The following is a 25,176-nucleotide window of genomic DNA, read 5'->3' on the forward strand; positions in this document are numbered from 1 at the left end:
ATATATAGTCCAAATAAAAGTCCATGACAGCAAATGTATTGTTTGTTACATTATACACCATAAAGTCAGGAGAGCCGTCGGCACTCAAAGATTGAATGAAGCTGCTTTAGATTTAAAAGCAGTTGTTTAGAATAGTTATCACTTATCCTTTATTAAATATTAATAATCGGCACAAAAATGAAAAAATTATCTTTAAGAATTAAAGCGATTGTTTTTGCGATCGCCCTCAGTACCATACCACTTCTATTGACAGGAGCGATGACTTATTTATTTGCCAGCAAGCACCTCACTAACTGCGTAATTAAGTACCAAGAATCACGGGCGATCTCTACAGCAAATGAAATCAGCAACTTTACTTTTGAACGCTACCTAGACATTAAGGAACTAGCTAATTTAAGTATACTGAACGACCCCAGAGTCACTCAAACAACATCAACCAGTCAAAAACAAGCTCTGTTAGATAGATATGTAAAAGAAGGCGAAGGCTACGACAGTATTGCAGTCGCAGACCTCCAGGGAAATACTATTTTGCAATCGAGCGGAGAACCGATTATAGATTTCGGAAAGCGCGACTATTTTCAGGAAGTAATAAAAACTAATCGCGCTACACTTGTGCAGCCTAGAAAGTCATTTATTAATGGTAAATACGCCATTTTTGCTGCGGCGCCGGTTGTCGATATCAATACCGGAAAAACTATCGCCGTCATCAGAACTCGGACGCCTACAACTTATTTAGAGCATGATTTTCACGAAAATACAGATAAATTAACCAGAGACTCGGAGGAATTAAAACAAGAGAAGTACCATTTGATTGATGGCAATGGCAAGTTTTTCTCAGCAACAGAAATTCTGCACGTGAGCAGAGATGCATCGTCAGACTTTGCTGTTTTTGCCAAAATGCAAACCGACAGAAAGATTGACAGTGCCATCGATATCGATCGCCTTGATGGAACTAAGCAACTGATTACTTACGCTCCTATTGAAACCTTAAATAATACGCCTGAATTGGGTTGGAGCGTGATTATTGCCAACGATACAAAAAATGTATTTGCTCCGCAAAAAGAGTTGCTGTATGCTCTCATGGCCGGAGTTGGAATTACTGCTGCTATTGTTAGCGCGATCGCAATTTTTATAGCCAGTCGAACTACTCGCTCGGTAAATGAAATTGTGCGGGCGATCGCCTCTTCTTCCTCTCAAATTGCTGTCACCGTCGAACAGCAGGAACGCATCGCCAGCCAACAACTATATGCTGTCGATCGCACTGCTACTACAATGGACGAATTGGGCGAATCAAGCAAAGCTTGTGCCGAGCAAGCAGAAGCGGCCGCTTTCGGGGCAGCACAAGCCCTTAAACTCACAGCAGGAGGCAGTCAAGCAGTAGACAATACCTTGAAAGAAATGGCAAATTTGACCGAAAATGTAGCAGCAATTCAAAAGCAAATTTTGCGTTTGAGCGAACAAACCGATCGCATTGGCAATATCTCCAGTTTAGTCAGCGATTTAGCAAACCAAACAAATATGCTCGCCATCAACGCTGCTGTCGAAGCAGTTAGAGCCGGTGAAAGCGGCAAAGGATTTGCTGTTGTTGCCAACGAGATTCGCAAATTAGCCGATCGAAGCAAGGAATCTGCTAGCCAAATTAATGTTTTAGTTGCAGACATCCAGAAAGCGATTAGTTCGACAGCAATGGTCACGGATGAGGGGACAAAAACTGTGAAAAACGGAGTGAAAATTGCCCGAAAAACGGCAGACGCATTTGCGGGAGTGGCCGAGGCGATCGATCGTATTGTTTTGAACAGCAAACAAATTTCTTTTACCGCAAGAAACCAGGCAATCGCCATTCAGGATGTAGTTGAAGCCGTCAACTCTCTTAACCTCGCCGCCCAGGAAACTGCCACCGGCATTTCTCAAGTCAAACTCGGCATTTCTCAACTCAACCAAGCAGCCCAAAATTTAAAATCAGTAGTTTAGTCAGATGTAGTTCGGCAACGGATGTAACGGATGTAACGGATGTCAGGAAGAAGGGAGAATAATCCAATTCCCAATTCCCAATTCCCAATTCCCAATTCCCAATTGCCAATGAGCGATTACCGATTACCCAAAGATACATATGATTGAAGATGAAGAGCTCCGAGATGTATTTAAAATTGCTAGTGAAGAACATTTGCAGAAAATAGACGAGGGTTTGCTGTACTTGGAACAACACCCGAGGGACTCAGCTAAGTTAGAAGAATTGCTGCGGGAAACCCATTCTCTTAAAGGCGATGCTGGGATGCTGGCCGTAAAAAATGTAGCATCTTTAGCTCATCAAATAGAGCATATTTTGGGAGGTGTCAAGCGGGGAGAAACTCAACTAAATCGAGATATTAGCGATCGACTTTCGCAAGGCTTAGACGCCATCCGCAAACTCGTTGACGAAGCCGTCACGGGTGAAGATTCCGGTGTCAATACATTTTACGTGCTTGCTAGCATGATGGGTGCTTCTAACAAGCCCCAGCCAGCCGCCCCGACAGCAGAGCCAGCATCTTCACAAGTCCCCGAACAAGAATTAGTAAAAATGCAATTTACTGATTCGGAAACGTCGCCATCAGAAACAAACAGTGAAACTTCTTCCGCCACTAATTTAGATAATAATTACTCTTCTTCGACGCTGCAATCCGAGCAAGAATTGCTGCTGCAAGCTCAAAACTTGCCTGCGGCTTCCGAACCCCCTGCTGCATCGGCTTCCCAACCCACTGTTAGCGCTTCTTCTAGTTCATCTTACCGCATCGAAACCATTCGGGTTTCTACCCAAAACTTAGACAATTTAATGACTCAAGCAGGGGAACTTACTGTCACCAAAACTCGGCTAGTACACCGACTTGCCGATCTCGAAAAGCTTACAACTTTGTGGGAAAATTGGAGCCGAGAAGCTTCTATAAATCGGTTGGCTTTTGATCGAATAGAAACTGAGAAAAATGGGTCTCCACAAAAGGCGAGCCTAATCCAGTTACAGAATTATTGCCAGCGTACTGAAGAACGTTTAGAACGTCTGGGAACTCTAGTAAATCGCTTAAAAAATCGAGTTGATGAAGATACTGCCAGACTCGAATTAATTGCCGAGGAATTAGAATCAGGAATTCGCACTCTCAGACTGCTGCCTTTGTCTACTATTTTTAATCTATTTCCCCGAACGGTTAGAGACTTGGCGAAGCGGGAAGGGAAAGAAGTTAAATTAGTCATTGAAGGTGCGGAAACTAAAGCTGATAAACGCATTTTAGAAGAAATGAAAGACCCTTTAATGCACATGATTCGGAATGCGATCGACCACGGCATCGAGACGGCCGCCGAACGCGAAGAACTAGGCAAACCTCCTGCCGCTACTCTCCGAATTAAAGGCTACCATACTGCTAGCAATATTATTATTGAAGTTGCTGACGATGGCCGGGGGCTGAATCTCGCTCGCATTAAACAAACTGCTGTCAAACGCAACATCTGCACGCTGGAGGAACTCGCCACCATGACAGAAAGCCAAATTCAATCGCTGATTTTTGCTCCTGGTTTTTCAACCAGAACATTTGTTACTGAAATCTCTGGACGGGGGGTGGGTTTAGATGTAGTTCGGACTAATGTTGAAGCACTAAAAGGCAGCATTCAAGTTGAATCTGTCTCAGGAAAAGGATGCACTTTTCGGCTGCAACTGGGCACGTCGCTAGCTACTGCCAATGTATTAATTGTAGCAGTTGAAGGTATTGCTTACGCGCTGCCCATTGAGTTTGTTGAAATGGCAAAAATGGTTGCTTGTTCTGATATTTTTGCCGTAGAAGGTAAGGCAACTATACTTTCTGAGGGTCAGGCGCTATCAGTTGCTTATTTAGCAGATTTACTAGAATTAAAAAATAGAGAATGGCTGCCGAATAATCGGGAATGGCTACAGGAAAGTTGGAGAGAAGTCAATAGCGAAATAAAAGGAGAATTCCTGACATCAAATTCTCCGAAAATCTCTTGTATTGTTCTGAAAGTTGGGGAGGAAAGATTGGGGTTATTTATAGATGCTTTGATTGACGAACAGGATGTAGTGATTAAACCTCAAAGTCTATTGCTGAAACGGGTGCGAAATGTTTCAGGTGCAACGATTCTCGGGACGGGAGAAGTTTGTATGGTGCTCAATCCCCACGATTTGATAAAATCTGTACGCAAGCAAGTTTTGTCGGGCGGGGTTGGGAGTGCCCGATCGCCCATTGAGACGGTCAGCCGAAAACAAGTTATACTTTTAGCAGAAGATTCGATCGCTACCCGCACTCAAGAAAAGCGCATTCTCGAAGGTGCAGGTTATGAAGTGGTGACAGCAGTAGACGGATTGGATGCTTTCAATAAATTAAAGACTCGCTATTTTGATGCTCTGATTTCTGACGTACAAATGCCGAATTTGGACGGTTTGGGACTGACTCTTAAAATTCGCCAGCAAAAAGAATACAGTGAGTTGCCGATTATTTTGGTGACATCTTTGGCGTCGGATGAAGATAGACAAAGAGGGGCTGATGCCGGGGCTAATGCTTATATTCCTAAAGGTACGTTCAATCAAGATGTATTGATCGAGACATTGAAAAGGTTAGTTTAGTCAGCAGTCATTAGTCATTAGTTATTAGTCATTAGTTATTGGTTATTAGTTATTGGTTATTAGTCAACAGTCAACAGTCAACAGTCAACAGTCAACATTTATCCCAAATAATTGATGTTATCGCCCATTAAAGTATTGTTAGTAGAAGATTCCCCAGTAGCTACGATCGTCCTCAAGCGCATTTTTGATGCTTCGCCAGAAATCCAAGTTGTAGGAACCGCTTGCAACGGGTTAGAAGCACTAGAATTAATTCCGAAACTTCAGCCGGAAGTCATCTGTACGGATTTGAACATGGCACAAATGAACGGGTTAGAATTCACGCAGGAAGTGATGAAGAAATACCCGCGACCGATTTTAATAATTAGTGCTTCTGTACAAGCAAACGATACTCAAAATGTATTTCAACTTCTGAAAGCAGGTGCATTAGATGTTTTTCCGAAACCAATGGGCGGGTTGGCGTCAGATTACGATCGCCTAGCGAATGAATTAATTGCTAAAGTTAAAGTTTTGTCGGGAGTTAAAGTATTTACGCGGCATCAAAAGCTGGGAGTAATCCAAACAAGCGATCGCCCTATTATACAAACTAATCAACTACCAATACAGAATTACCAATTATCCAGCAAAAATCTCAATTCTCAAACGATTAAGTTATTGGCTGTGGGCGCGTCTACAGGCGGGCCGCAAGCGCTGCACTCAATTATTTCGCAGTTTCCAGCTAATTTGCCAGTGCCGGTAATTTGCATCCAGCACATCAGCGAAGGATTTTTGCAAGGATTGGTTGACTGGTTGGGTTGTGAATCTAAACTGCCGGTGAAAATAGCTGGTTTGGGGGAATTGCCGCAAGCTGGTGTTGTTTATTTTCCGCCCGAAAAACGTCATTTAGAATTGGATTCTCAAGGGCGATTTATTTTTTCTGAATCTGCTGCTTTCGCGGGACACTGCCCCTCAGTAACGGTAACATTTAAGTCAGTGGCTAATTTTTATGGTCGATCGGCGGCGGGAGTTTTACTAACAGGAATGGGTCGAGACGGTGCTGATGGTATGTTGGCGATCGCCCAACGTGGCGGCTTGACAATTGCTCAAGATGAAGCTAGTTGTGTGGTTTTCGGAATGCCGAAAGAGGCGATCGCCCTCGGTGCCGCCCAACACGTTGTACCCCTGGGCGCGATCGCTCCTCTACTGTTGGCGAAATTAAAAGTTTAGGACAAGCGGGAAAATATAGCGGTTTGCAGATGCAGACGGCGGTTGAAACCGCGTCTATACAAACGATGTCCGCCTCCGCGGACTAGAATAACATAAAACGTAATTTGAACGGTCCGATCTTCAACCCGCGGAGGCGGGTTTTGCTTGTATAGACGCGGTTTCAACCGCCGAGTCTTCTTTTATGATTGGAGATTGATAAACTTACCAATTACTTCGCGCAACTTGTTAGCATCAAACGGCTTTGTTAAATACTCTGTCGCTCCCGCCAAACGCCCCTGTACCTTATCAAAGGCTCCATCTCGCGCTGTCAGCATGACGATCGGCAAATTCTGAAACTGAGGCAAGCTGCGCACCGTGCGGCAGAGTTCCAATCCGTCAATACCAGGCATCGAAACATCGAGCAGCAAAACCGAAATTTGTTCGTGATAAATCGTTGACAAAGCATCCACTGCATTGTCTGTCACTAGAACTCGAAACTCTTTACTTAAAGCCTGTTTGACAAGTCCTTGCATCACGACGCTATCATCAACTGCCAAAATAGTTGGTACTTGACTGCTAGTTGCAGACATATTCTTCTCCCTGTTTATTTAATAGTTATTGAAAATAGAAAACATAATTCCCGCCGTCAATTTTTGAGAATTGCCTCTGCTAAATAATTGCCAACCCCATTGGAGCGTTAGTAGAAATTTTACCTTTGTTTTTTTGACCTCAAACTCCAAAAAAGGGATTGCCCTCGGGGTCGATCGGCGATTACAACAGTTGCAAAATGTGCATCCAAACCCTGAAACCCTCGACGGTCGAGTTTGACCAACTATCTTTACAAAGTTTAACATCTTAACATCTTTTGTACTTCATCTCCTAACTTTAGTTGAGCCGCAGCCTGTGGCACCGCTCGGTAAATGACACTGGTATTGTGGCACAAACCAATTATTTTAATCTACCAGCAAGCCAGCTACCACGATTAGACAAGTCTCTTAAGATACAATTAGACTTCTTAAAAAATTCTATGTAAGCTATCCGCCATCTATTTATGGAAGCTGCTTCCTCCCGATCGAGGATTTTAGATTTAGATCGAACTTTTGCCCACCGTTACCTGAATTTTTGCGAGTCCGATCGACCACACTCCCGAAGAGTTCGCCATCAGCTCAAACTCTCTCTCGGAATTTGACCCGGCAATTCCCCGGCAATTACCCTGCGGTTGCTCCCGAATCTGCGCTCGAACCCCCTGCAAATTCCTTCCAGAAACAGCAACAAGCCGTCATTGTCCGAGACGCTTCCACAGACGTGCGTGGGATGGGCGGGAGAGCCCGTCCAAAAAGGGCGGGCTCTCCCGCCCAACCCCTACTCCCCACTTTCTAGAGTGTAAGTTATTTAATTCTCATTCCTTAGCTACCAGATTGTCGGGGAAAAACACCGAGGCCGCTTGAAGTGTATCTCCCAAGCCTGACAGAGAGCGGAGTTCAGGATCGAAATCCCGCTGGCTCGCCCCGCTGCGGTTAAAGAATAAACCTGCGGGCGATCGGTTTCAAAAAGATTTTTTAAATTTTATTGTCAAAGTGCTTGACAGATTCCCTGGTTGGAATGTTAATATGATGAAGGTTAAGACGTTGGGGCGTCGCCAAGTGGTAAGGCAGCTGGTTTTGGTCCAGCCATTCAGAGGTTCGAATCCTTTCGCCCCAGTTAAATTGTGCTTTAAATTGTCCCTGGTGAATCAATTATCAGATAATTGTGTTGCCTCCGCGCTTCGCCGGCGAGAGACGAGTGAAGTCCTCACTACCAACCAATTTTATTGTGGTTGTTCGATCGGACACGATCTCACTCCTAACTGCTGGGCCCGCGAGCGTTTAGCCGATCGAACACGTATCGGGAAATTGCCGGAAAAGCGGTTTCGTCCTTGGAATAAGCCGGATCGTCTGCAAAAACGACTAAGATATAAATCGCGCGATCGTCTAAAGTCCTGACAAATGCCGCTTCGCTGCGCGATTTGGAAGTATAGCCCACTTTGGAACCAAAATAAATATTAGTTGGTAAAGATTCGCCGAGAAATCCTTTTATCGAATTGCTAGGGTCATTTTTCCAGGCTTTGGGGTCTAAGTCTCTAGTCAGCAAGTAAGCCATTTTGCGGCTGGCGACGCTGGAAACCGCTTGCCTAGTATAGATTTCATATATTAATCTGGCGGCTTGATCGGTAGTTACTTGATTGCGAATCGGCTGGGAAGCATCGCCCCGCAATTGCAAGTCGCGACCGATTGGACCTTCTTGCCTCAAATAGTATATGGGATAATTTTTGGTGCTTATACGAATATCATTGAAGCCTGCTGACTGGAAAAATGTGTTAATTTGAGTGCGCTTTTTAAGCCAGGTTTGCAATTCTTCTCCTGCGAGCCTTCCGCCGGATTTTGTATCTGTGATTTTGTCTAAAATCCTGCTGGCTGCATCGTTGTTGGAGACACCAATCATTTGTTCTAGGTCGTTTTTAAAGGCAGATTCTCTTTGCGTAATGATGCCTTTTTCTATGGCTGAGTAAAAGGCTGCCATCCAAAATAACTTGGCAACGCTAGCGGGAAATCTGAGAGTTTGATTTTGATATCCGGCAAAGGTGTGAGTTTTGGAATTGCTGACATCAAATAAGGTAATTGATAGCCGTTCTGCCGGCAATCCTTTGCTGGTTGCAATGTTCACAGATTCATCAACAATCCCTTGCAATTCTTGAGAGTAAACGGGATTGGGAGGTGTTTTGATGTTGTAGCTAAAGGTAGGCTCGCTTTGACGATCGGCTAAATTTTCGGATGTTTGAATTGTCGGAGGCGAGAGTGTTTCTTGAGGCGAGATGGGCTGTTGAGTCAAGATGACTGGCGGTTCTGGGGGACGGCGAATTCTGAACGGTATTGTGACAATCCAACCGATCGCGATCGCCCCGGCAATTAAGCACAGGATGTTACGGTATTTTAACCGAGAAAATTTCGTCCTCACTCGGCGACGAGATTGGACTGGGCCCTCGCTGCTTTGGCGACGAGATTGGACTGGGCTCTCGCTGCTTTGGCGACGAGATTGGACTGGGCTCTCGCTGCTTTGGCGACGAGACTGGACTGGGCCTCGGGGGCGGATTGGGCGTCGGGGCCCGATTGGGTCTCTGGGCCCGATTGGGCGGCGTCGGCGTTCTACTTGCATTGTGTTGTGGTATCAAACTCGCACGATCAGTTTATAATAGGGCGGCGTCTAAATGACAAGTGTGTCGATCGAGTCCGAGTAGTGTCAATTTAATCGGTCTGCTAGGCTGATTGAGACTTCTAATAATTGTAAAAATTTCAGGATAGCACTGAGTTGAAGCAAAATCCTTTGAAAAACATGAGAAATTTTTGGAGTCTGGCTGTTTTGGGATTTGCGATCGCCGGCGCGAATAATTTTTTGATACCTCATGTTTGGGCATTTCAGTCTCAACCTGCTGCGGGCTCGGTTGTCGATCGACAAACAGAAGGACAGGGCGCGGATGTAGCAACTCAGTTGACGGGAGAAAGCGAAAATCGGGAAGCAACAAAAAAGCAAAGTGTTTCCAGTTTCCCGAGTCTGTTGTGGGACTTCAACAATTTACCGGAAATTGCCTATTCCCAATTGCTGGAGGTGCTGACCAGACGACCAGACTCAAATAATACGGAGAGAGAAACCGCTGCACAACCAGAAGACATAGCACGTTTTGAAAAGATTGTACAGTATGTAAAAAAACAAAATTTGCACGATCGCTCGATCGGACAAATCGTCCAGGCGATCGCCGATTATTTCCAAGGATTGCCCTACGCCGAGGGTTTGCTGGACAAATCGGGCGAAGAAAAGTTGATCGTAACTTTGAATAAATTTGATTGCGTTTTGTTTGTAGAAACCGTTTTGGCGATCGCCCGGGGCGTAGCAGTACAAGATTACGACTATCAAAATTTTGTCAATCGCATAGAAGAACAGCGGTATTTAAACGGTAAAATGAACGGTTATTGCAGCAGATTGCACTATTTTTCCGAATGGATTAACGACAATCAAAAACGGCAAACAGTGGAAAATATCACCGCCCAATTGGGCGGAGTGCCCATGAATAAAACACTAAATTTCATGAGCCAGCACCGCAGCAGTTACCCGCAAATGGTCAAAGACGAAACGACTTATCAGTGCATTGTCAGCCAAGAAGCAGACTTAGCCAAAACTACTGTTAATTACATCCCGACAAATCGGATAAAAAGTGTTTATTCTCAGTTAAAACCCGGGGATATTGTAGCGGTAGCGACGGATGTTAAAGGATTGGATGTCACCCACACGGGTTTAGTCTACCGCAATGCTGACGGGAACCTCGGTTTAATTCACGCTTCACCGGCTGGGGAGGTGACAGTTGCTTACGACTTGCAGAGATATATTAGGAGAGTCGAAAGTGCGATCGGCATTGTAGTCGCTAGGCCGATAAATCCCAGATAAAGGTGATATGTGAGGTTATCAACAGAAAGAACTAAAGCCCTTACTACGAACCTGTTATGATTTTTGGTATCTTTTCAGGATTTTATGCTTCAGACAAACCACCAAAACCCACTCCACAATACATCCCAAAATATAGCCGATAAAATCCTCGCAAGCAAAGCTGCTGCCCACAAATAGATGCCCGAATAATCTAGCCCTAATCCATTGCAAAAAACGAGGATGCCACAGTTGGCTAGATTCAATTGCGGAGTTAAAAAGGAAAACTCCTAATTCTTTTAACAACTGATTACCAATAAACTAGGTTTATTGCCGATCGCCTACCCCTGGGATGACACAACTCCTTGATTGCACTCCTGAGCGGGCTGGTCGTCATAATTTACCTTGACAAAACGTGAGAACCTACCGAACATCAGGCTTTACCTGAAATGTGAATGCAAGTAATTGCCTCTTTTTTCTGAAAAGGAGATGATTTCATGCTTTGCAGCGGCATTTCATCCTGATTTCATAATTGCGTGCAATTCTAGAGAAGTAAACTAATTTCGAGGATCTCAGATAGCAACATTTTCTTTCGTTACTCTATCTCTAGTCTCAATGAAGTCAGTAACTCAGGGCTAAAGCCACTGAGCTTGTAAGAGAAATCAAGCAAGCTGTACTGACCAGCTATCGCCTTAACTGGCTACGTTATTTAGGTCACGACACCCTGGGATGCGAAGCTAGTCCCTTGCTCTGTCGCTAGTAGTTAAACAGTCTTAAAGTCACTCTCGACAGTGCTGCTAGCCTGACAAGCCTTTATAACATTGACCGACAAGCTAACTTTACCCCAGCAATGGGTGTTTGTTTGAGGACAACCATATCCTCGCCGGAGGGGCAACCATACCCCTCTACCCTCGCCGGAGGGGATTCAAGGCGATTGAAATCGCCGGGTCGTTTTCCTCTCAGGACTAAAGTCTCTGAGCTTCCCACTTACCGAGCTTTTTTTGTGAGTGTTCCTCAACTTCTTTGAAAAGATAGGATTTTCAGTTCTTCTATTTAAAATCATTGCTATTAGCAGATTCCAAAACGTTTCTTCCACCGCTATTCAAAACTATGTAATTCGGTTCCACCGCTATGCTGCTGACGCAATGATTATAAGTGAAGTCATCCATCATCTAAACCACTATTCACAATTTCATCTAGCAAACGACATGAACAATACTTTCATTGCAACTTATTTTGATTGGGATCACCGGACTCCACGCAAACGCCATCGTTTGGCTAATGGGGTATTGAATAAATTGCGCTTGAACGGTCAAGTTATTCCCAAATCACCTGGTATGGCAAGTATAGAAGCTCGAATGAATATTTTTCATTTGGCAAGCCAAACAGCAGCATACAAAGTATCTGGTGATGTTGTCGAAGTGGGTTGTAATGCTGGCGAAAGCTCCATTGTGATCCAAAAAATTCTGAATGAGTATGCCCCGGAGAAACAATTTCATGTGTTTGACAGCTTTGAAGGGCTTCCAAAACTACAAGGAGACGATATTAAAGATGGAGTATACGATCAAGGTTCGATGACAGCTAGACTCGACGAATTCAAAAATAATTTTTCCGCTGTTGGACTGGATCTACCACATATTCATAAAGGATGGTTTGAGGATACTGTTCCTTCATGTCTTCCAGATCGGATCAGCTTTGCAGTTGTGGACGGCGATTTATATAGCTCTACTAAATATGTACTCCCCCATGTTTACGAGCGTCTAACGCCAGGAGCTATTTGCTTATTTGGCATTTATTATGATGAAAAGGTGTTTTCACGTCCACATACTGCTGGGCCCTTCAAATCGCCTGGTGTAAAACGTGCTTGCGATGAGTTTTTTGCAGACAAGCCTGAAAAAGTCTCTGTACTCTATGCTTGTGAGTATTCCAACGGCTATTTTCGCAAACTGTAGAGACAGAGCAGTTTTATAGGAATAATAATCTGGTGTTTCTATCCTGAGAGTGTTTCATCACCTTTCTAAATAGGGCATTCCTCGGAATTGGGCGATCGGTAATAAATCTTGTTTATTGCCGATCGCCAACACCTACAATGACGCAAATACGTCGCGTCGCTCGCACCAAAACGCGGGCTGGGTGCTTGCGGCGCACCTTACGCTACTTAAAAATCAAGGACTAAAGTCCTTACTACAAACCCCATTAATTGATGATTTCGCTGCGAGATACCTTACTATTTCTAGCAGGATTTGGCGTTAATTCCGGCGGCGAAACTTGAACACTTCCCCACTCATTCAAAAAGCTTTTCAGCAAAACCTCTTGCTGAGTGCGAAATGTCTCGACATTAGCCCCGCGATTCATAATCACAAACCACACTGTTTCTTGTTTTTGAGTTGGCAGCGCTCCGCCCAAAGCGCTAACATTATCCAACGTGCCAGATTTGACTACTGCTAATTTGGGAAGCGGCCGTTCTGACAGTATTCCTTTATCTTTCCCAACTACAGTTAAGACATCAGCAACTGTCATGCTGTAAGGTTGAAGATAGCGTTCTAAAGCTATAAACAAGGCGCAAGCAGCCCGGGGAGAAATGAGATTTTCTTCGCTCAATCCCGAACCGTTCACGAGTTGAATTTCTGCGGGGGGAACTCCGGTTGCTGCTGCTGCTTTTTGGGCGACTGTTTTGGCGCCGCCGACAGTATCAGCTAGCATATCTGCCATGAGATTGTTGCTGTACTGATTCATTTTTTTGATCAGTTCGGCGAGGGGCAAAGAATAATGTTTGACTAAAGGCTGCACGCTGTTGGGAGGTGCTGGTAAAACCTGGACATTACCCTCAATTGCTATTTGGGGTTTCGGCGTATTTGGAGGTAGTGTTTGATACTGGGCGGCGGCTTCGCTGGGCCAGATTTCACTGTTCAATCCTTGTTTGAGCAATTCTCCCGATTTGAGGGGGTCAAGTTCAAAGTTCATGTAAAATTTATCGGCAATTATCAAATTGCCAGTGACTCGTTTGATGCCTTTTTGATTTAAGGCGTTACCGAGGGCGATCGCCTCTTCCCAGACAAACAACGGATCGGCGCTTCCCTGAACAATTAAATCGCCTTTTAATACGCCGTTTTCTATTTTTCCTGTTGTACCAATTAAGGTAATAAATTGATGTTCCGGCCCGAATTGTTGCAGCGCTACCAGAGATGTTGCTACTTTGGTAATAGAAGCGGCTGACAGAGGAACTGTACCTTGATGATTGGCTAGCAATGTATTGCCTGATTGCATCCAGATACCTTGATCTTCTTTGGCAAAACCTTGGGCTGTCAACCCGTTGAGATATTGCTGGATTTTGGTATTTGTGGGGGTTTCGGGATTGTTTACAGAGACTGTTAAGGGCTGACTTGGTTTAACTGGGGGCGGGGAAGATTCAGCTACAGGAGAGGGAGATGCAAGTTCCGGCGATTTAGTAGCGGCGCATCCGGCAATTATTGTGAGAAGGGCGATCGAACTCGCAGCAGTCAAGTAGCGGTTTTTCAGCATTACTTTAATTTTTTTCATCAAATGTACGATCGTCTGTCGGCACGCCCGATGGAAAGTTTAGCACTAGCCAGCGCGTTTTGGAGCATCCGGAGCTGCGTTACCAGAATCCGGAACCGCTGACATTAGCTATCTTCTTCTCCATCTTTCTTCGTGTTCTTCGCGTCTTCGTGGTTAGTTAGGGCTTGCTGAAAAAGTGTAGGTAATGGAAAAACGAGGCTACACAGCTTGAAAAATAGTAGGTTTATTCCTAAATTTCCAAATTTAGCCAGAAATGAATAAGGAAAGTGCAAGGGTTTTGAGCCTCTATAATCCTATAACTTGCACTTGTTTGAGCGAAAAAAGCTTTAACCCCTTATTTGGCAAGCTTTCTACTTTTATTCAGCAAGCCCTAGTTAAATAGATATTAGACCTCTTGCAAAAATCCTTTTCATCAATTGATGGGACGGGCTCTCCGGCCCATCCCACAAGAGTTATTTTTTATTGTGGGATGGGCCGGAGAGCCCGTCCTAATTATTTTTGCAAGAGGTCTATTGTTTAAATACTGCGGGATTTTATACCAATAGCCCGGAATGTTTAATGTTTTTAGTTTCTAGTCTGAAACCCTTGATTTTTCGTTGGTAGCGAACTTGCCTTGGAGCCGGGAAACCCTTATTCTACGGTTGGTAATCAAAAACTGTTTGAAGTATTGTTATGCCAGTTCCCAAAAACAATGCAACTCTCGACAAGCTCCAAACCCTTATCTTATAAGCCATTCCGAAATCTAAAATCTAAAATCTAAAATCTAAAATAGTACGATCTTCAGCGCCTGGGGCCTTCACCCCAGGCCGATCGCTCTGGCAAATTTTCGATAAACTGGTTTATCCAGCCATACTCCCTATACTCAGCGGCACCATTTCGCCGTGCATCGTCAAGCCTAACAACATCGGCCCGCCCGGTCGGATCAACTCTCCTGTAAGCGCGCAGCGTTCCTCCTGCTGCGCTGTGGCATTAATGCTGGCTCGAATATCCGATCGAGAAAACATCTGGCGATAATCTCCAGACTTCTGCTCCACGTAATTCCAGAGCAAATCTCGAATCAAAGCTTGATAGCCTTGATTGCCTGCGATCTCTTTGAGTCTCTCTTTGAGCTCTCTTTCTAGTCGAATGCTGGTGACTTCCATTTCGGTGGTTGAGGTTCTAGGTAGGGTATGCATAATTTTTTCTCCGTGACGGGTGGACATCTGTGTAATATCAGTGTAGTATGTTTACAGCTAGATTGAAAGCCTCTTAACCACCTTCTGCCGACTTTGAAATTTCTCCCCACCTACTCCACCTATCAACTGAAGTGCGATCGCCCCAGGGGTCGCTCCGAGTCGTTACAGCACGTCTTTAGGACGGGTTTGGCGACCGTCGCAGCGACCTCGCGGGCGGGCCGGGGCTCAATTAAACCCGGTTATAGTGGATTAGGACAAATTGCAGAAATTAATTACAACGAGGTAGACCGAGACGGTCTGCGAGTGGCACAGCCACATCGAGATACGCGAAGCGGGAGGTACAGCTAAACGACTGTACCAACACAGGATGAAAATTTGCATGAACGCAGTTTTTCTGGCCCCCGCTTCTCTTACTTAGAAGCGGGGGCATTTGATTGGATATTTGAGAAATTCGATCGGCTTGGGGAACTGGCAAAAAACCAGATGTAGCCAATACTGATGAAGCACCCAAAAATTCAAAATCTAAAATCCAAAATCTAAAATCCAAAATTGATGAGGAGGAGCAAGCCGTGACCGTAGTAACTGATGTATTGAGGCAATCTGTGGTGGTATTTTCTCAGAATTACCTACCGATGAGCCGTGTCAACATCAAACGGGCGATCGTACTTTTGGTAACAGGCAAGGCTGAACCTCTGGATTTTAGCATTGGCAACGGCTGGCTGGTACGATCGCCCAGCAGCAGCATCCACGTACCCGAACAAATCCGCTTGACTTTTGGTAACAGGGAACGGGTTTGGAAAGTGCCGCCGGTCAATCGCCGGGAAGTTCTGCGCCGCGACGTTCATTCTTGCCAATACTGCGGCAGCAACCGGCATTTGACGCTGGATCACGTGATGCCTAGATCGAAGGGCGGGCCGCATACTTGGGACAACGTGGTGACTGCTTGCGAACGGTGCAACTCTCGTAAGGGCGATCGAACTCCCGTAGAAGCTGGAATGCCTCTGCGAACTAAGCCGAAGGCCCCCATACACCCCACTGTTGCTTTTGCCGAACTGTTTTGGCACGAATACCAAATTGGGGAATAGGGCAGTAGTCAGTTGACAGTTGACAGTTGACAGTTGTTAGTTGTCATTGGTCAGTTGTCATTGGTCAGTTGTCATTAGTCAAAAGGAGTTTTTTGTGGAATTGACAAACAAGGAAAATTCTTGAATTCCAAATTTTTCTTTAATTCTTTAATTATGAAGAATGCTTCATGACTAATGCCTTGCGCCTTGTGAAGTCATTGGCTGAAGACTGAGGACTAATGATTAATGACAACTGACAACTGACAACTGACTACTGACAACTGACAACTGACTACTGACTACTGACTACTGACTACTGACTACTGACAAATTTTCAATTCCAAATTTAGGGCTGTCAATATGCTGAAGTTGACTTACACTGAAACGGGCTTTAACCTGGAGCGTTTGGCTCAATCTCCCGAACAGTTAGTGGCGCTGCGAGTTGTGCTGGCTATGCGAGTTGGTCAAAGCATCAGCGTCGAACCGAGCACTGCGGCATTTTTGCTGCCGGCGAATTTGCCGGCGCTGTCTCTGTTAGAATCTGAGGCCCGCCGAGATGATACTGATTCGATCGCCCTTTGTGTTGCTGATGCTGACTTTGTAGAAGTAACTCTGCGCGGTACGTGGATTTCTAGCGCGTCTGAGGGGGCTGATGGGGTGTTTGCGACTGTGTTGGGCGATCGGGCGGAGTTCTTGCTGCTCAAACTCTGGCTCGAAACTCAGGCTGCTGCGGAGGTTGTCGGGGAAGTCGGCGATTAACATGGGTGAAAGAAGTTCGGCAACGAGCAATGTGCGGGATGTAACGGATCGATGTTGAGGGGAGAAGGAAGATTTTCCCAATTTTCTCCTCTCCCCCTCTCCCCCTCTCCCCCTCTCCCCATCTCCCCATCTCCCCTTATGGCGTATAAATGATGTTGAAGTAAATGCCGTTATCTTGCAGATTGTCGCCTTTATCGCTAATTCTCACCAAAGGAAAAGCGTAATCTACGCGCAGGTTCACCCGCTGTATCGGTTCCCAGATTACCCCCAAACCCACACCTGCTAAAAATGTTTGATTGGTTAATTTATTAGGATTGTTCGCAACGTTCCATACCGTACCCGCATCCAAAAAAGGAGCTAATTGAAGTTTGGGATTTCCCGAAGCATCCCGCTGCAAAGTAATCCGATCTTCGATCGAAACTCGGAAGCCGTTATCGCCAGAACGGACATTTTGGCGGTAGCCGCGCAAAGATTGCCCGCCGCCAATTACAAATTGCTGCGAAGGCAACAAACTATTAGCTGACAACTGCAAGTCTGACTGCAAAATTAATAAATGTTTGTCGTTCAATCGCTGCACTCGCTGCACTTGACCCAGCCAACTAAAAAATTGTCCGTCAGGAACAGAACCTTCGTTTTGAGTAGCATCGAACAAGCTAGTGCCGATCGTAAATTGCGATCGCAAGGCCCAAGCACCCTGCGGGTCGCGCCGAATGTAATCTTGTCCCAGCTTAATTGCAGTCGTAGTCGTGACACCTTTGGAGTCCGGGCCGATGCCAAAAGGAAACGGTTCGCCGGCGAGAAAAGTTCTGCCTGTCTGATAAGTAATACCGGCAGATAAGGCAAATTCTTCGATCGGCGTTCTCCGCAGCGGCTGGCGGTAACTGAGTTCAAATAAATGCGATTTGCCCGAAATGTCAAAAGTGTCAAAAGGTTCTTCTACAATACTGTTGCGGTTCGGTGCCGCCCTCAATTGCAAAGTGCCGTTCATTGCATTTAGCGGCACGCGATAGCTGAAATCAAACACGTCTGAATCGCCTAGCGATCGGTAATAAGCCCCCGCAAGTTCGTCGCCATTTCCTGTTATATTGCGGTGCCGCAAACTAACTCCCAATCTTTCGGAACCGACGCTGGGAGGGGAGTAATTGTCAAAGCTGAAACTAGATTGAAACGGATTAGCTTCCAAGACTCGGACGATCAGAATGCTCTCGCCTTCATTATCCCCAGCCCGCAGGCTGGCTTCTACATTGTCAAATAAAGGATCGACTCGCAGCAGCCGGAGTTGGTCTTCTAATGAAGCTGTGCTTAAAGGCATTCGGGCACCGAGTCGAATCCGGCTGCGGATGTAACTTGGATGCAATCTTTTAGTTCCTTCTACCTCAATTCGGGCCAGCTTGCCTTCGATAACTTGAATTTGGACTACCCCTGCGGTGATAGTTTGGGGCGGCAAGACTGCTCTCGAAGTGATGTAGCCGCGATTGAGGTAAATTTCGGTAATTTTGTCGGCGATTTGTTTGAGCTGTTCTAGGGTGGTCGAACGCCCCTCTAACGGCTTGACTAAGGCATTAATTTCGTCTTGGCTTAAAATTGTGCTGCCAACTACTTGAATTTTCTGCACCTGAATTACCTGATTCGGCAGCGGCACAGGAACTGGCGACGGGGGTTGGGGCCCTACTGTTGGCGGTATTTGGGCAGGTTCTGGGGAAGGCTGCGGGGCTGGTTGCAAAAATCGATCGCGATTTGGATCTGGCTGAGTCGGCGGCGGCGGCAGGTTTGGAGGCGCCGAGGGTGGGTTCTGGGCTAAAACATTGCAAGGTAGCTGGTTCTGACATTTTGGCTCGCTGTCAACCAGATTTTTTGCTTCGGGCAAGATGCCCGCACCACAAGCAGTTTCATCAATTGTGGAACAGGCATCTTGCCTGTTCTCGGCGCGGTTCGATTGTGTTTCTGGTTCAGGGTTGCTCTGGCTCGAATCCGGGAGTTGATTGAAGTTTGTTGCAGTTTCATCCTGCTGGATTTCCAGTCTTTGCAGTGCTAATACTTCGTTGCCCGGATCTGCTGAGTTGTCAGCAGCGGCGGGCAACTGAGAAATATTGGAAGTTTGGGATATAGCTTGATGGGCATAAAAGCAAGCGATCGGGAGCGCAGTTAGAAGTGAAATCCCCAACCGAAATATGGCAATATTTGGAATCGGGCGCATAATTTATAAATTCTCTAAAATAAGTTTGTCTGCTGCTTAACTCTGCCAGTTTATCATTTAGTATTAGGCGCAATTTGACCATAAAAATTTCAACAGTCTGTCTTTCAAGAGGCTAAGAGTCCGAACTGCTCAGCACAAAAAGTTTAATTGATTTAGGACGATCGACCAAAAAACCCGGAACAGGCCAAAATCATCTGTGGCGCTGCCAAATACCGCGATCGAAACCTGGTTTTTGGTACTTGCTGCACAAGCCATAGCTGGTAAAACTATAGTCATTTATTGCAATGACATGGGAGGCGTCGGCCCTCCCCTTTCTGTTTTACTTTGAGCGGATTAACCCGCATTGGCCCAACTACGCAGCTCCCTATCCCATTGCACAAAGCATTTGGGATTGCTTTTCTGAGAATGTTGTACGAAGCATTTATGTCAGAATTGATTAACCGACCCGTCGATGTTTTGTACAATCCTCGCGAGATCCGTTTTCCAGTGAACACAGGCTCTTTTTCGGTTTTTCCATAAACAGGAATTGGGTCTAATCCCACAAAATTTGCTCTGGATGTGTAGGATTCCTCCTGTACAATTACCGTGATTCCTACCAGCCGAGCTTTGTATTCTAACATCTCAACTAATCGAGAGTGAGGAATACTGACAAAATTTTGGTTAGTTTGTTTACCTAGATTGATATCGGTTTTCCACTGTGCATTTTTGCCGATGACCAGCGTTCCAATTTGGTTCACTACCAAATGGTCAACAATCACACGACTAGCATGATGCAAGTAATTATCAACTTTCTGATTGCGACAGCGAGTTAATCGCTGAATTCTGGGTGAGGTTTGACGATTTCCTTTTAACTGGGATTGCAATTGGGATTTGCGTTTGTTGTAAAACTGGTTAATCGATTTTAATGGTCGCCCGTTAATCAACAAAGGGACAAATCCCGGTTGATTTGAAGTTGGCGCTACTAAATTATCCAGTCCTAAATCAATACTAGCTACAGAGTTGGCATTGCTGATGGTGGACTCCGGTTCATCGTAAATCACCTCAATTACATAGGAATCACATTTGGGAACCAGTCTAACTTGACAAATCTGGCTGGGATTGAGTCGGGTTTTAATTGAAAGTTCAGTGCCAGAAAGTTTAATGATTCCTTTCTTCAACTGTTTGCTGCTAATTGCTTGAATTGTGTAGACGAGAATGTTTCGCCCTTTAGTTTTATCTTTGTACTTTGGCAGTTTCGGGCGACCAGTGAATTTAGTAGAGTCAGCTTTGTAAGCTTTAACGGCTTCAAAAAACGATTTCCAATTCTTGTCTAAAACCATTAAGATTTGCTGACTTACTTTGGCAGGCATTGCCTTATAAGCTTCGTGAGACTTCATCAAGCGATTCATTTCGTTGTAGCCGATATAGCCCCATCCATAAATAAAGCTCTGACGAATGACGTAATTGGCGGCATTGTAGAGATTTTTGGACAAAAAAGCTAGTTCGTCTATTTGGGCGAAACGGTGTTCCGTCGATTTAATGATGTGCCTCTCTGTTAGCTGCATTTGAGACTTCCGTTCTTTGAGTTGTGCGTATTCCTTGTTCAACATTCATAGCGATATGATACCATTATTGTTTATAATTGCTTATAAACTCAATGAAGTTTTACAATACCAAAAAGGCAAGTCGAGCGAGCAGTGAAGGCCCGATCGGCTTGCCTTTTTCTGTGGAGGGCGATCGCCCGCAGCCCTTTAAATGTGGAAGTGATACAAGATGCTGCCGTCGTCTTTAATTTCGCAATTGGCATTAAAGACTTCAGCTTGTTGGTTCAAAAAACGCTGAGCGACATCCGGCGATAGTCGCGTCTCCATCGCAAACCGCACCAGAGTGATTTCGCCGCGGCCTTCTTTGATCAGTCGGTACAAAGCACTCTGGAGCCTTTCGCTCTCTTCTCGCTGAAAAGCTGCTTTGTACCTCCAATCCGCCACCGAAGGAATCAAACCGCGGCTGACCAAAATTGCCAACAGCAGGCCAATTCCCAAAATCAGAGGCACTGTCGGATCGCTCGTGGGCGTAGCCACAATTTGCGGCACTGTAGCGGCGGCAAAACTGCTCACCATTTCTTTTTCCGACGCTTGCGTATCCGCCATTGCAAGCTGAGTTTTGTTGTAAAAGTCTTGCTGAAGCTTCATTTGCTGCAACAGGCGAGCGCGCTCTCTTTCGTATAGGTCAAGTTTTTGCTGAGCTTGTTTCAGGTCTTGAGTGACTTGTGCCAAGCGTTGGTTGAGCGACTGATTGACTGATTGCCACCGATATCTGTTAATTAGGCGGCTTTTTTCAACCATGCCCTTCATCAACATATCCGCCGTTTGGATTGCTTGTTCCCGATCGAGCGAGCGATACCCAACAGCAATCTCTAGGGGTTGTTCCGGCTTGGAAATTTTGACGCTAGCATTTTGTCGAACTTGAGAAGGCGACAGCTTAACTGCATCTGCCACTGCTTTGACAACATTATCTGCCAGCAGAACCTCCGGAGTCAGTTGCTCCCCCTGCTTGAGAATTGTCGTGCCCGTGCTCGAAAATTTTACTGGCGGATTGTTAGAAGTGAGAGTGCCTTGAGCCAGGAATCCGGGCGGCGGGGCTAGGCGGTAGGCAAGGGCCCCTGAAATGCCCATAATTACAGCAAAACTGCTTAAGGCAATCCATCTGTATTGATTTGCTGAAGATCTAAAACGTAAATTTCCCATTTTGATAGTCAAGTCATAACATTCGCTTGCCGCAGCTACTGCCAAACCAAAGAGCGATCGTTTCTTTCTTGTTAGTCTAATTGACTGCTGAAAAATCTCTCAGCTTGTAGCGAAAAGCTAAGAGCTTTTCAGATTTGTCAATATTCACGATCCGAAAAAACCGATCGCGCTTTTATTTGATCCGAGCTATAACTTCAGTTTTTGTCCTTAATAATTAAATCTGTAACAAGGCTTCTGGAAGTCTACTGGCACTTCTACTGGCACTCTGGCGTGCGAGATCCTCGCCTCCCCGTGTTTGTTGACATTCAAAACAGTCTCCTTTTCACCCTTGGCAATTCTCCAATTATCTTACGTCTTGGCGTCTTGCGGACGCGGTTGAAGAATAAAAAAAACCTTAAATACTCTGCCTAAAAACTTAACAAGCAAGAATTATACCATGCAGTTAAGAGTTTGGTGCGTATTAAAAAAAATTGTGGAGCTGGTTTCGCCCCCAGCTCCACATATTCACATAACAATTATGGTTCGATCGGTTGATGGTTCGATCGACCCGGAAGCAATATTCAGAAGCCGATCGGCAAAATAAGACCCTCGCGAGCCATGACAGCCTTCGGAAAAGCGATTTGTACGTCTTCGGCGATGCGATCGAGAAAATCGTCAGTGTGAGCCGGATCGTGGTGAAAAATCACCACTCGTTTCACCCGCGCCTCCTTCGCCATTCTCACCGCTTCCTGCCAAGTCGAGTGTCCCCAACCAACCTTCGGAGACTTGGGGTTGTGATATTCCTCGTCTGTGTACATCGCGTCGTAAATCAGCACGTCAGCGTCGAGGGCCAAATTATAAATATTCTCATCAAGGCGATCGGGAAAATGTTCCGTATCAGAACAGTAAACAGCCGATCGCCCCTGCCAAGTCACCCTATATCCCATAGCAGTATTCGGGTGATTCAGAGAACCAGTCCTAATCTCAATATCGTCCAGCATCATCGTCTGGTTGTGATTGAGTTCGTAGAAATTCAAATCTGCCTGCAAACCCATCAGCGGCACCGGCGAATTCGAGTGCAGCACCCGTTCGACGAAGTGCCTTTTCATGCAATCTCCATCCGGCGGAGTCGCCCCGTAGATATCAAAACTATTGCCGCGGATGAAAGCTGGGGCGAACAGCGGGAACCCTTGAATGTGATCCCAGTGATAGTGAGTAAAAAACATATAAGCTTGCACGGGCATTTCTTGCAGCAACTGGTCTCCCAGCATCCGCAAGCCAGTTCCGCCGTCAAAAATCAAGCGTTTGCCAGCGACTCGCATTTCCAAACAAGAAGTATTGCCGCCGTAGCGAACAGTTTCCTGTCCGGGTGTGGGAACACTGCCCCGCACGCCCCAAAACTGTACTACAAAATCATCTATACCTTTTATTGATTCGGAGGGTTGAGGGCAATCAAGGGGAGTTGCCGCTACAGAGGACAAGCTGATTTCCATTTTAAAATTCAGGCTTTAAGGTTCCACATTGTCCGTGATGGCGCAGCAGATGGTCGCACAACACTAAAGCTACCATTGCTTCCACCATTGGCACAGCTCTTGGCAAAACGCAAGGATCGTGCCGTCCTTTGGCAGCAAGCAACGTGGCTTCGCCCTCTCGGGTAACTGTACGCTGGGTCGAGCGAATTGTCGCAGTTGGCTTGAATGCTGCCCGCAAAATGATATTTTCACCGTTAGCAATGCCACCCTGGATGCCGCCGGAGCGATTCGTTACTGTACGAATTACTCCCTCTTCATCAGTATAGTATTCATCATTGTGTTCGCTGCCTTTAAGCAGAGTCCCGGCAAACCCCGAACCTATTTCAAAACCTTTGCTGGCGGGCAAGGACATGATGGCTTTGGCCAAGTCGGCTTCGAGTTTGTCGAATACGGGCATTCCCAGACCTTTGGGTACATTGCGGGCGACGCATTCGACTACACCGCCGATCGAATCACCGCTATCGCGAACTTTTTCGATCAGTTCAATCATTCTTTCGGCACATTCGGCATCGGGACAGCGGACGATGTTGCTTTCTACTTGTTCTAAGGTAACAGTGTCCGGGTCGGCGACGCATTCTAAGTCTTTGATGCGTTTAACGTAGCCGACTATTTCTACGCCTGCTGCTTGAGAGAGAATTTTTTTAGCGATCGCCCCTGCTGCTACTCTACCTATTGTCTCTCTCGCGGACGATCGACCTCCGCCTTGCCAGTTACGAATTCCGTACTTGGCATCGTAGGTAGCGTCTGCGTGGGAAGGGCGGTAAGTTGTCGCCATTTCGCCGTAATCTTGGGGGCGAGTGTCTTGATTGCGGACTAAAATGGCGATCGGCGTTCCCAAAGTTTTGCCTTCAAACACCCCCGACAGAATTTCGCAGGTATCTGCTTCTTTGCGGGGCGTGGTAATTTTGCTTTGCCCGGGGCGGCGGCGATCGAGTTCCGCTTGAATTTCCGATGCGTCGATCGACACCAGGGGCGGGCAACCGTCAATTACTACTCCGACACCGCCGCCGTGAGATTCCCCAAATGTCGATATCCGAAATAAATGCCCAAAGGTATTGCCCATGATGCTTTTGCCTGAAACTTGATAATTTTTACTTTAACTGGAAGATAGATTTCTCAAATATAGATTTAGCGTATTTAAAAAAAATATAGCATTCAGCAGCAGGCGAACGGTCGATCGCGCGTCGCAGAAGTTCGATCGCTACGGAGAGAGGGAGAGGGGGAGAGGGGGAGAGAGGGAGAGGGGGAGAGGGGGAGAATTGGGAGAGGGGGAGAGGGGGAGAGGGGGAGAGGGGGGAGAATTGGGAAAATTTTCCTTCTTCCTTCTTCCTTCTTCCTTCTTCCTTCTTCCTTCTTCCTTCTTCCTTCTTCCTTCTTCCTTCTTCCTTCTTCCCTCTTCCTTCTTCCTTCTTCCTTCATCTCTAATCTTCGTGTTCTTCAAAAGGATCTCTCAATTCCTTAGCGGGAGGGCCGAAAGCCGTGTATATCGAGAAGCCGGTGATTGCCACCAGACACATACCGAGAGAAATGCCTAGAACTGCTGCTGGTTCCATATTGGGGAGCGATTATGAGTTATCCACTCTATAATATTACAAAAAATAACAATCCGTCTGAAAGTCTAGTGATTTTAGGCGCTGTACGGTATGGCAGCCAACCCCCACTCCCCGTTGTCCGAGTCCTTCATGCCGCATTTCTGAGAAATTGCGATCGCAATTAGCGGTAGAAATATGTCAAACTTTTCTGTAGAGATTCATTGCAGGTGACTTATGGCACAACGGACTTGGTTAGGAGATATACTCAAACCCCTTAACTCGGAATACGGCAAGGTAGCCCCCGGCTGGGGAACCACGCTGTTGATGAGCGTGTTCATTGGACTGTTTTTCGTGTTCTTGTTGATTATTTTGCAAATCTACAACTCTTCGCTGATTCTGGAGAATGTGGATATGGATTGGTCGAGTCTCGGCCGCTAA

The 25,176-nt window shown here is 45.9% G+C and carries 20 protein-coding genes, 1 tRNA gene and 1 pseudogene; 9 read left to right on the top strand and 13 right to left on the bottom strand.

What is annotated here, in order from left to right:
* Positions 1-177: 177 nt before the first annotated feature.
* The 3 genes from QUB70_RS13615 (at position 178) to cheB (ending at position 5,803) form a co-directional block, all read left to right on the top strand.
* Positions 178-1,971, top strand: coding sequence for a methyl-accepting chemotaxis protein (locus tag QUB70_RS13615; RefSeq protein ID WP_332981030.1), 1,794 nt, complete (start codon positions 178-180; stop codon positions 1,969-1,971).
* A 139-nt stretch (positions 1,972-2,110) separates the two neighbouring features.
* The gene (locus QUB70_RS13620; RefSeq protein WP_332981031.1) at positions 2,111-4,600 is read left to right on the top strand and encodes a hybrid sensor histidine kinase/response regulator; all 2,490 of its coding nucleotides are present in this window, start codon (positions 2,111-2,113) and stop codon (positions 4,598-4,600) included.
* 114 nt (positions 4,601-4,714) lie between these two features.
* Positions 4,715-5,803: a chemotaxis-specific protein-glutamate methyltransferase CheB gene (gene cheB, locus QUB70_RS13625; protein ID WP_332981032.1), complete on the top strand. Its 1,089-nt coding sequence runs from the start codon at positions 4,715-4,717 to the stop codon at positions 5,801-5,803.
* A gap of 179 nt (positions 5,804-5,982) precedes the next feature.
* Here cheB and QUB70_RS13630 read toward each other — a convergent pair whose 3' ends face one another.
* Complete coding sequence (locus QUB70_RS13630; RefSeq protein ID WP_332981033.1) at positions 5,983-6,372, bottom strand: response regulator; 390 nt, start codon at positions 6,370-6,372, stop codon at positions 5,983-5,985.
* A 1,039-nt stretch (positions 6,373-7,411) separates the two neighbouring features.
* On the opposite strand from QUB70_RS13630, the gene QUB70_RS13635 reads away from it, so the two are divergent.
* Positions 7,412-7,483 (top strand) — tRNA-Gln (locus QUB70_RS13635).
* Between the two features lie 141 nt (positions 7,484-7,624).
* Here the strand turns inward: QUB70_RS13635 and QUB70_RS13640 are convergent.
* Positions 7,625-8,776, bottom strand: a complete 1,152-nt coding sequence (locus tag QUB70_RS13640) for a serine hydrolase (RefSeq protein ID WP_332981035.1) — start codon at positions 8,774-8,776, stop codon at positions 7,625-7,627.
* Positions 8,777-9,151: 375 nt separating this feature from the next.
* Here QUB70_RS13640 and QUB70_RS13645 point away from each other — a divergent pair, with 375 nt between their 5' ends.
* The gene (locus QUB70_RS13645) at positions 9,152-10,258 is read left to right on the top strand and encodes an N-acetylmuramoyl-L-alanine amidase-like domain-containing protein (RefSeq protein ID WP_332981037.1); all 1,107 of its coding nucleotides are present in this window, start codon (positions 9,152-9,154) and stop codon (positions 10,256-10,258) included.
* 54 nt (positions 10,259-10,312) lie between these two features.
* Here the strand turns inward: QUB70_RS13645 and QUB70_RS32710 are convergent, their stop codons facing one another.
* On the bottom strand, positions 10,313-10,540 hold the full coding sequence (locus QUB70_RS32710; protein ID WP_442927784.1) for a DUF2809 domain-containing protein: 228 nt from the start codon (positions 10,538-10,540) through the stop codon (positions 10,313-10,315).
* A gap of 701 nt (positions 10,541-11,241) precedes the next feature.
* Between QUB70_RS32710 and QUB70_RS13650 the strand changes: the two genes are divergently transcribed.
* Complete coding sequence (locus QUB70_RS13650; RefSeq protein WP_332981039.1) at positions 11,242-12,186, top strand: TylF/MycF/NovP-related O-methyltransferase; 945 nt, start codon at positions 11,242-11,244, stop codon at positions 12,184-12,186.
* Between the two features lie 244 nt (positions 12,187-12,430).
* Here QUB70_RS13650 and QUB70_RS13655 read toward each other — a convergent pair whose 3' ends face one another.
* Positions 12,431-13,774, bottom strand: coding sequence for a D-alanyl-D-alanine carboxypeptidase (locus QUB70_RS13655; RefSeq protein WP_332981041.1), 1,344 nt, complete (start codon positions 13,772-13,774; stop codon positions 12,431-12,433).
* An 839-nt stretch (positions 13,775-14,613) separates the two neighbouring features.
* Entirely contained in the window at positions 14,614-14,949 is a 336-nt protein-coding gene (locus QUB70_RS13660; RefSeq protein ID WP_332981042.1) for a hypothetical protein, read from the bottom strand.
* A 569-nt stretch (positions 14,950-15,518) separates the two neighbouring features.
* Between QUB70_RS13660 and QUB70_RS13665 the strand changes: the two genes are divergently transcribed.
* Positions 15,519-16,034, top strand: coding sequence for an HNH endonuclease (locus tag QUB70_RS13665; protein WP_332981043.1), 516 nt, complete (start codon positions 15,519-15,521; stop codon positions 16,032-16,034).
* 339 nt (positions 16,035-16,373) lie between these two features.
* The gene (locus tag QUB70_RS13670) at positions 16,374-16,772 is read left to right on the top strand and encodes an alr0857 family protein (RefSeq protein ID WP_332981044.1); all 399 of its coding nucleotides are present in this window, start codon (positions 16,374-16,376) and stop codon (positions 16,770-16,772) included.
* A gap of 136 nt (positions 16,773-16,908) precedes the next feature.
* Here QUB70_RS13670 and QUB70_RS13675 read toward each other — a convergent pair whose 3' ends face one another.
* The 8 genes and pseudogenes from QUB70_RS13675 to psbN all read right to left on the bottom strand — a co-directional run bounded on the left by QUB70_RS13675 (position 16,909) and on the right by psbN (position 24,759).
* Positions 16,909-18,969, bottom strand: a complete 2,061-nt coding sequence (locus QUB70_RS13675) for a ShlB/FhaC/HecB family hemolysin secretion/activation protein (RefSeq protein ID WP_332981045.1) — start codon at positions 18,967-18,969, stop codon at positions 16,909-16,911.
* 129 nt (positions 18,970-19,098) lie between these two features.
* Complete coding sequence (locus QUB70_RS13680; RefSeq protein WP_332981047.1) at positions 19,099-19,245, bottom strand: hypothetical protein; 147 nt, start codon at positions 19,243-19,245, stop codon at positions 19,099-19,101.
* 4 nt (positions 19,246-19,249) lie between these two features.
* Positions 19,250-20,513 (bottom strand): annotated as a pseudogene (locus tag QUB70_RS13685) (RNA-guided endonuclease InsQ/TnpB family protein); the annotation flags it as partial.
* A gap of 186 nt (positions 20,514-20,699) precedes the next feature.
* A complete protein-coding gene (locus QUB70_RS13690) occupies positions 20,700-21,623 on the bottom strand; it encodes a hypothetical protein (protein ID WP_332981049.1) in 924 nt (307 codons plus the stop codon).
* A gap of 632 nt (positions 21,624-22,255) precedes the next feature.
* Entirely contained in the window at positions 22,256-23,167 is a 912-nt protein-coding gene (locus QUB70_RS13695; protein ID WP_332981052.1) for an MBL fold metallo-hydrolase, read from the bottom strand.
* A gap of 1 nt (position 23,168) precedes the next feature.
* Positions 23,169-24,269 (bottom strand): chorismate synthase, encoded by a 1,101-nt coding sequence (aroC, locus tag QUB70_RS13700; protein ID WP_332981054.1) that lies wholly within the window; start codon positions 24,267-24,269, stop codon positions 23,169-23,171.
* Between the two features lie 138 nt (positions 24,270-24,407).
* Positions 24,408-24,647: a hypothetical protein gene (locus QUB70_RS13705; RefSeq protein WP_332981055.1), complete on the bottom strand. Its 240-nt coding sequence runs from the start codon at positions 24,645-24,647 to the stop codon at positions 24,408-24,410.
* On the bottom strand, positions 24,628-24,759 hold the full coding sequence (gene psbN / locus QUB70_RS13710) for a photosystem II reaction center protein PsbN (RefSeq protein ID WP_193971847.1): 132 nt from the start codon (positions 24,757-24,759) through the stop codon (positions 24,628-24,630). Before psbN ends, QUB70_RS13705 begins: the two co-directional genes overlap by 20 nt.
* A 213-nt stretch (positions 24,760-24,972) precedes the next feature.
* Between psbN and psbH the strand changes: the two genes are divergently transcribed.
* Positions 24,973-25,176, top strand: coding sequence for a photosystem II reaction center phosphoprotein PsbH (gene psbH, locus QUB70_RS13715; protein WP_172189685.1), 204 nt, complete (start codon positions 24,973-24,975; stop codon positions 25,174-25,176).

Source organism: Microcoleus sp. A003_D6 (genome assembly GCF_036702825.1).
Taxonomy (GTDB): Bacteria; Cyanobacteriota; Cyanobacteriia; order Cyanobacteriales; family Microcoleaceae; genus Microcoleus.

What these genes read in the sequence shown, in the direction of transcription:
- QUB70_RS13645 (WP_332981037.1), top strand. Translation starts at nt 9,152, where the DNA reads ATGAGAAATTTTTGGAGTCTGGCTGTTTTGGGATTTGCGATCGCCGGC.
- QUB70_RS13655 (WP_332981041.1), bottom strand. Translation starts at nt 13,774, where the DNA reads ATGAAAAAAATTAAAGTAATGCTGAAAAACCGCTACTTGACTGCTGCG.
- QUB70_RS13620 (WP_332981031.1), top strand. Translation starts at nt 2,111, where the DNA reads ATGATTGAAGATGAAGAGCTCCGAGATGTATTTAAAATTGCTAGTGAA.
- QUB70_RS13690 (WP_332981049.1), bottom strand. Translation starts at nt 21,623, where the DNA reads ATGGGCATTTCAGGGGCCCTTGCCTACCGCCTAGCCCCGCCGCCCGGA.
- QUB70_RS13670 (WP_332981044.1), top strand. Translation starts at nt 16,374, where the DNA reads ATGCTGAAGTTGACTTACACTGAAACGGGCTTTAACCTGGAGCGTTTG.
- psbN (WP_193971847.1), bottom strand. Translation starts at nt 24,759, where the DNA reads ATGGAACCAGCAGCAGTTCTAGGCATTTCTCTCGGTATGTGTCTGGTG.
- QUB70_RS13630 (WP_332981033.1), bottom strand. Translation starts at nt 6,372, where the DNA reads ATGTCTGCAACTAGCAGTCAAGTACCAACTATTTTGGCAGTTGATGAT.
- QUB70_RS13660 (WP_332981042.1), bottom strand. Translation starts at nt 14,949, where the DNA reads ATGCATACCCTACCTAGAACCTCAACCACCGAAATGGAAGTCACCAGC.
- QUB70_RS13675 (WP_332981045.1), bottom strand. Translation starts at nt 18,969, where the DNA reads ATGCGCCCGATTCCAAATATTGCCATATTTCGGTTGGGGATTTCACTT.
- QUB70_RS13680 (WP_332981047.1), bottom strand. Translation starts at nt 19,245, where the DNA reads ATGACTATAGTTTTACCAGCTATGGCTTGTGCAGCAAGTACCAAAAAC.
- psbH (WP_172189685.1), top strand. Translation starts at nt 24,973, where the DNA reads ATGGCACAACGGACTTGGTTAGGAGATATACTCAAACCCCTTAACTCG.
- aroC (WP_332981054.1), bottom strand. Translation starts at nt 24,269, where the DNA reads ATGGGCAATACCTTTGGGCATTTATTTCGGATATCGACATTTGGGGAA.
- QUB70_RS13695 (WP_332981052.1), bottom strand. Translation starts at nt 23,167, where the DNA reads ATGGAAATCAGCTTGTCCTCTGTAGCGGCAACTCCCCTTGATTGCCCT.
- cheB (WP_332981032.1), top strand. Translation starts at nt 4,715, where the DNA reads ATGTTATCGCCCATTAAAGTATTGTTAGTAGAAGATTCCCCAGTAGCT.
- QUB70_RS13615 (WP_332981030.1), top strand. Translation starts at nt 178, where the DNA reads ATGAAAAAATTATCTTTAAGAATTAAAGCGATTGTTTTTGCGATCGCC.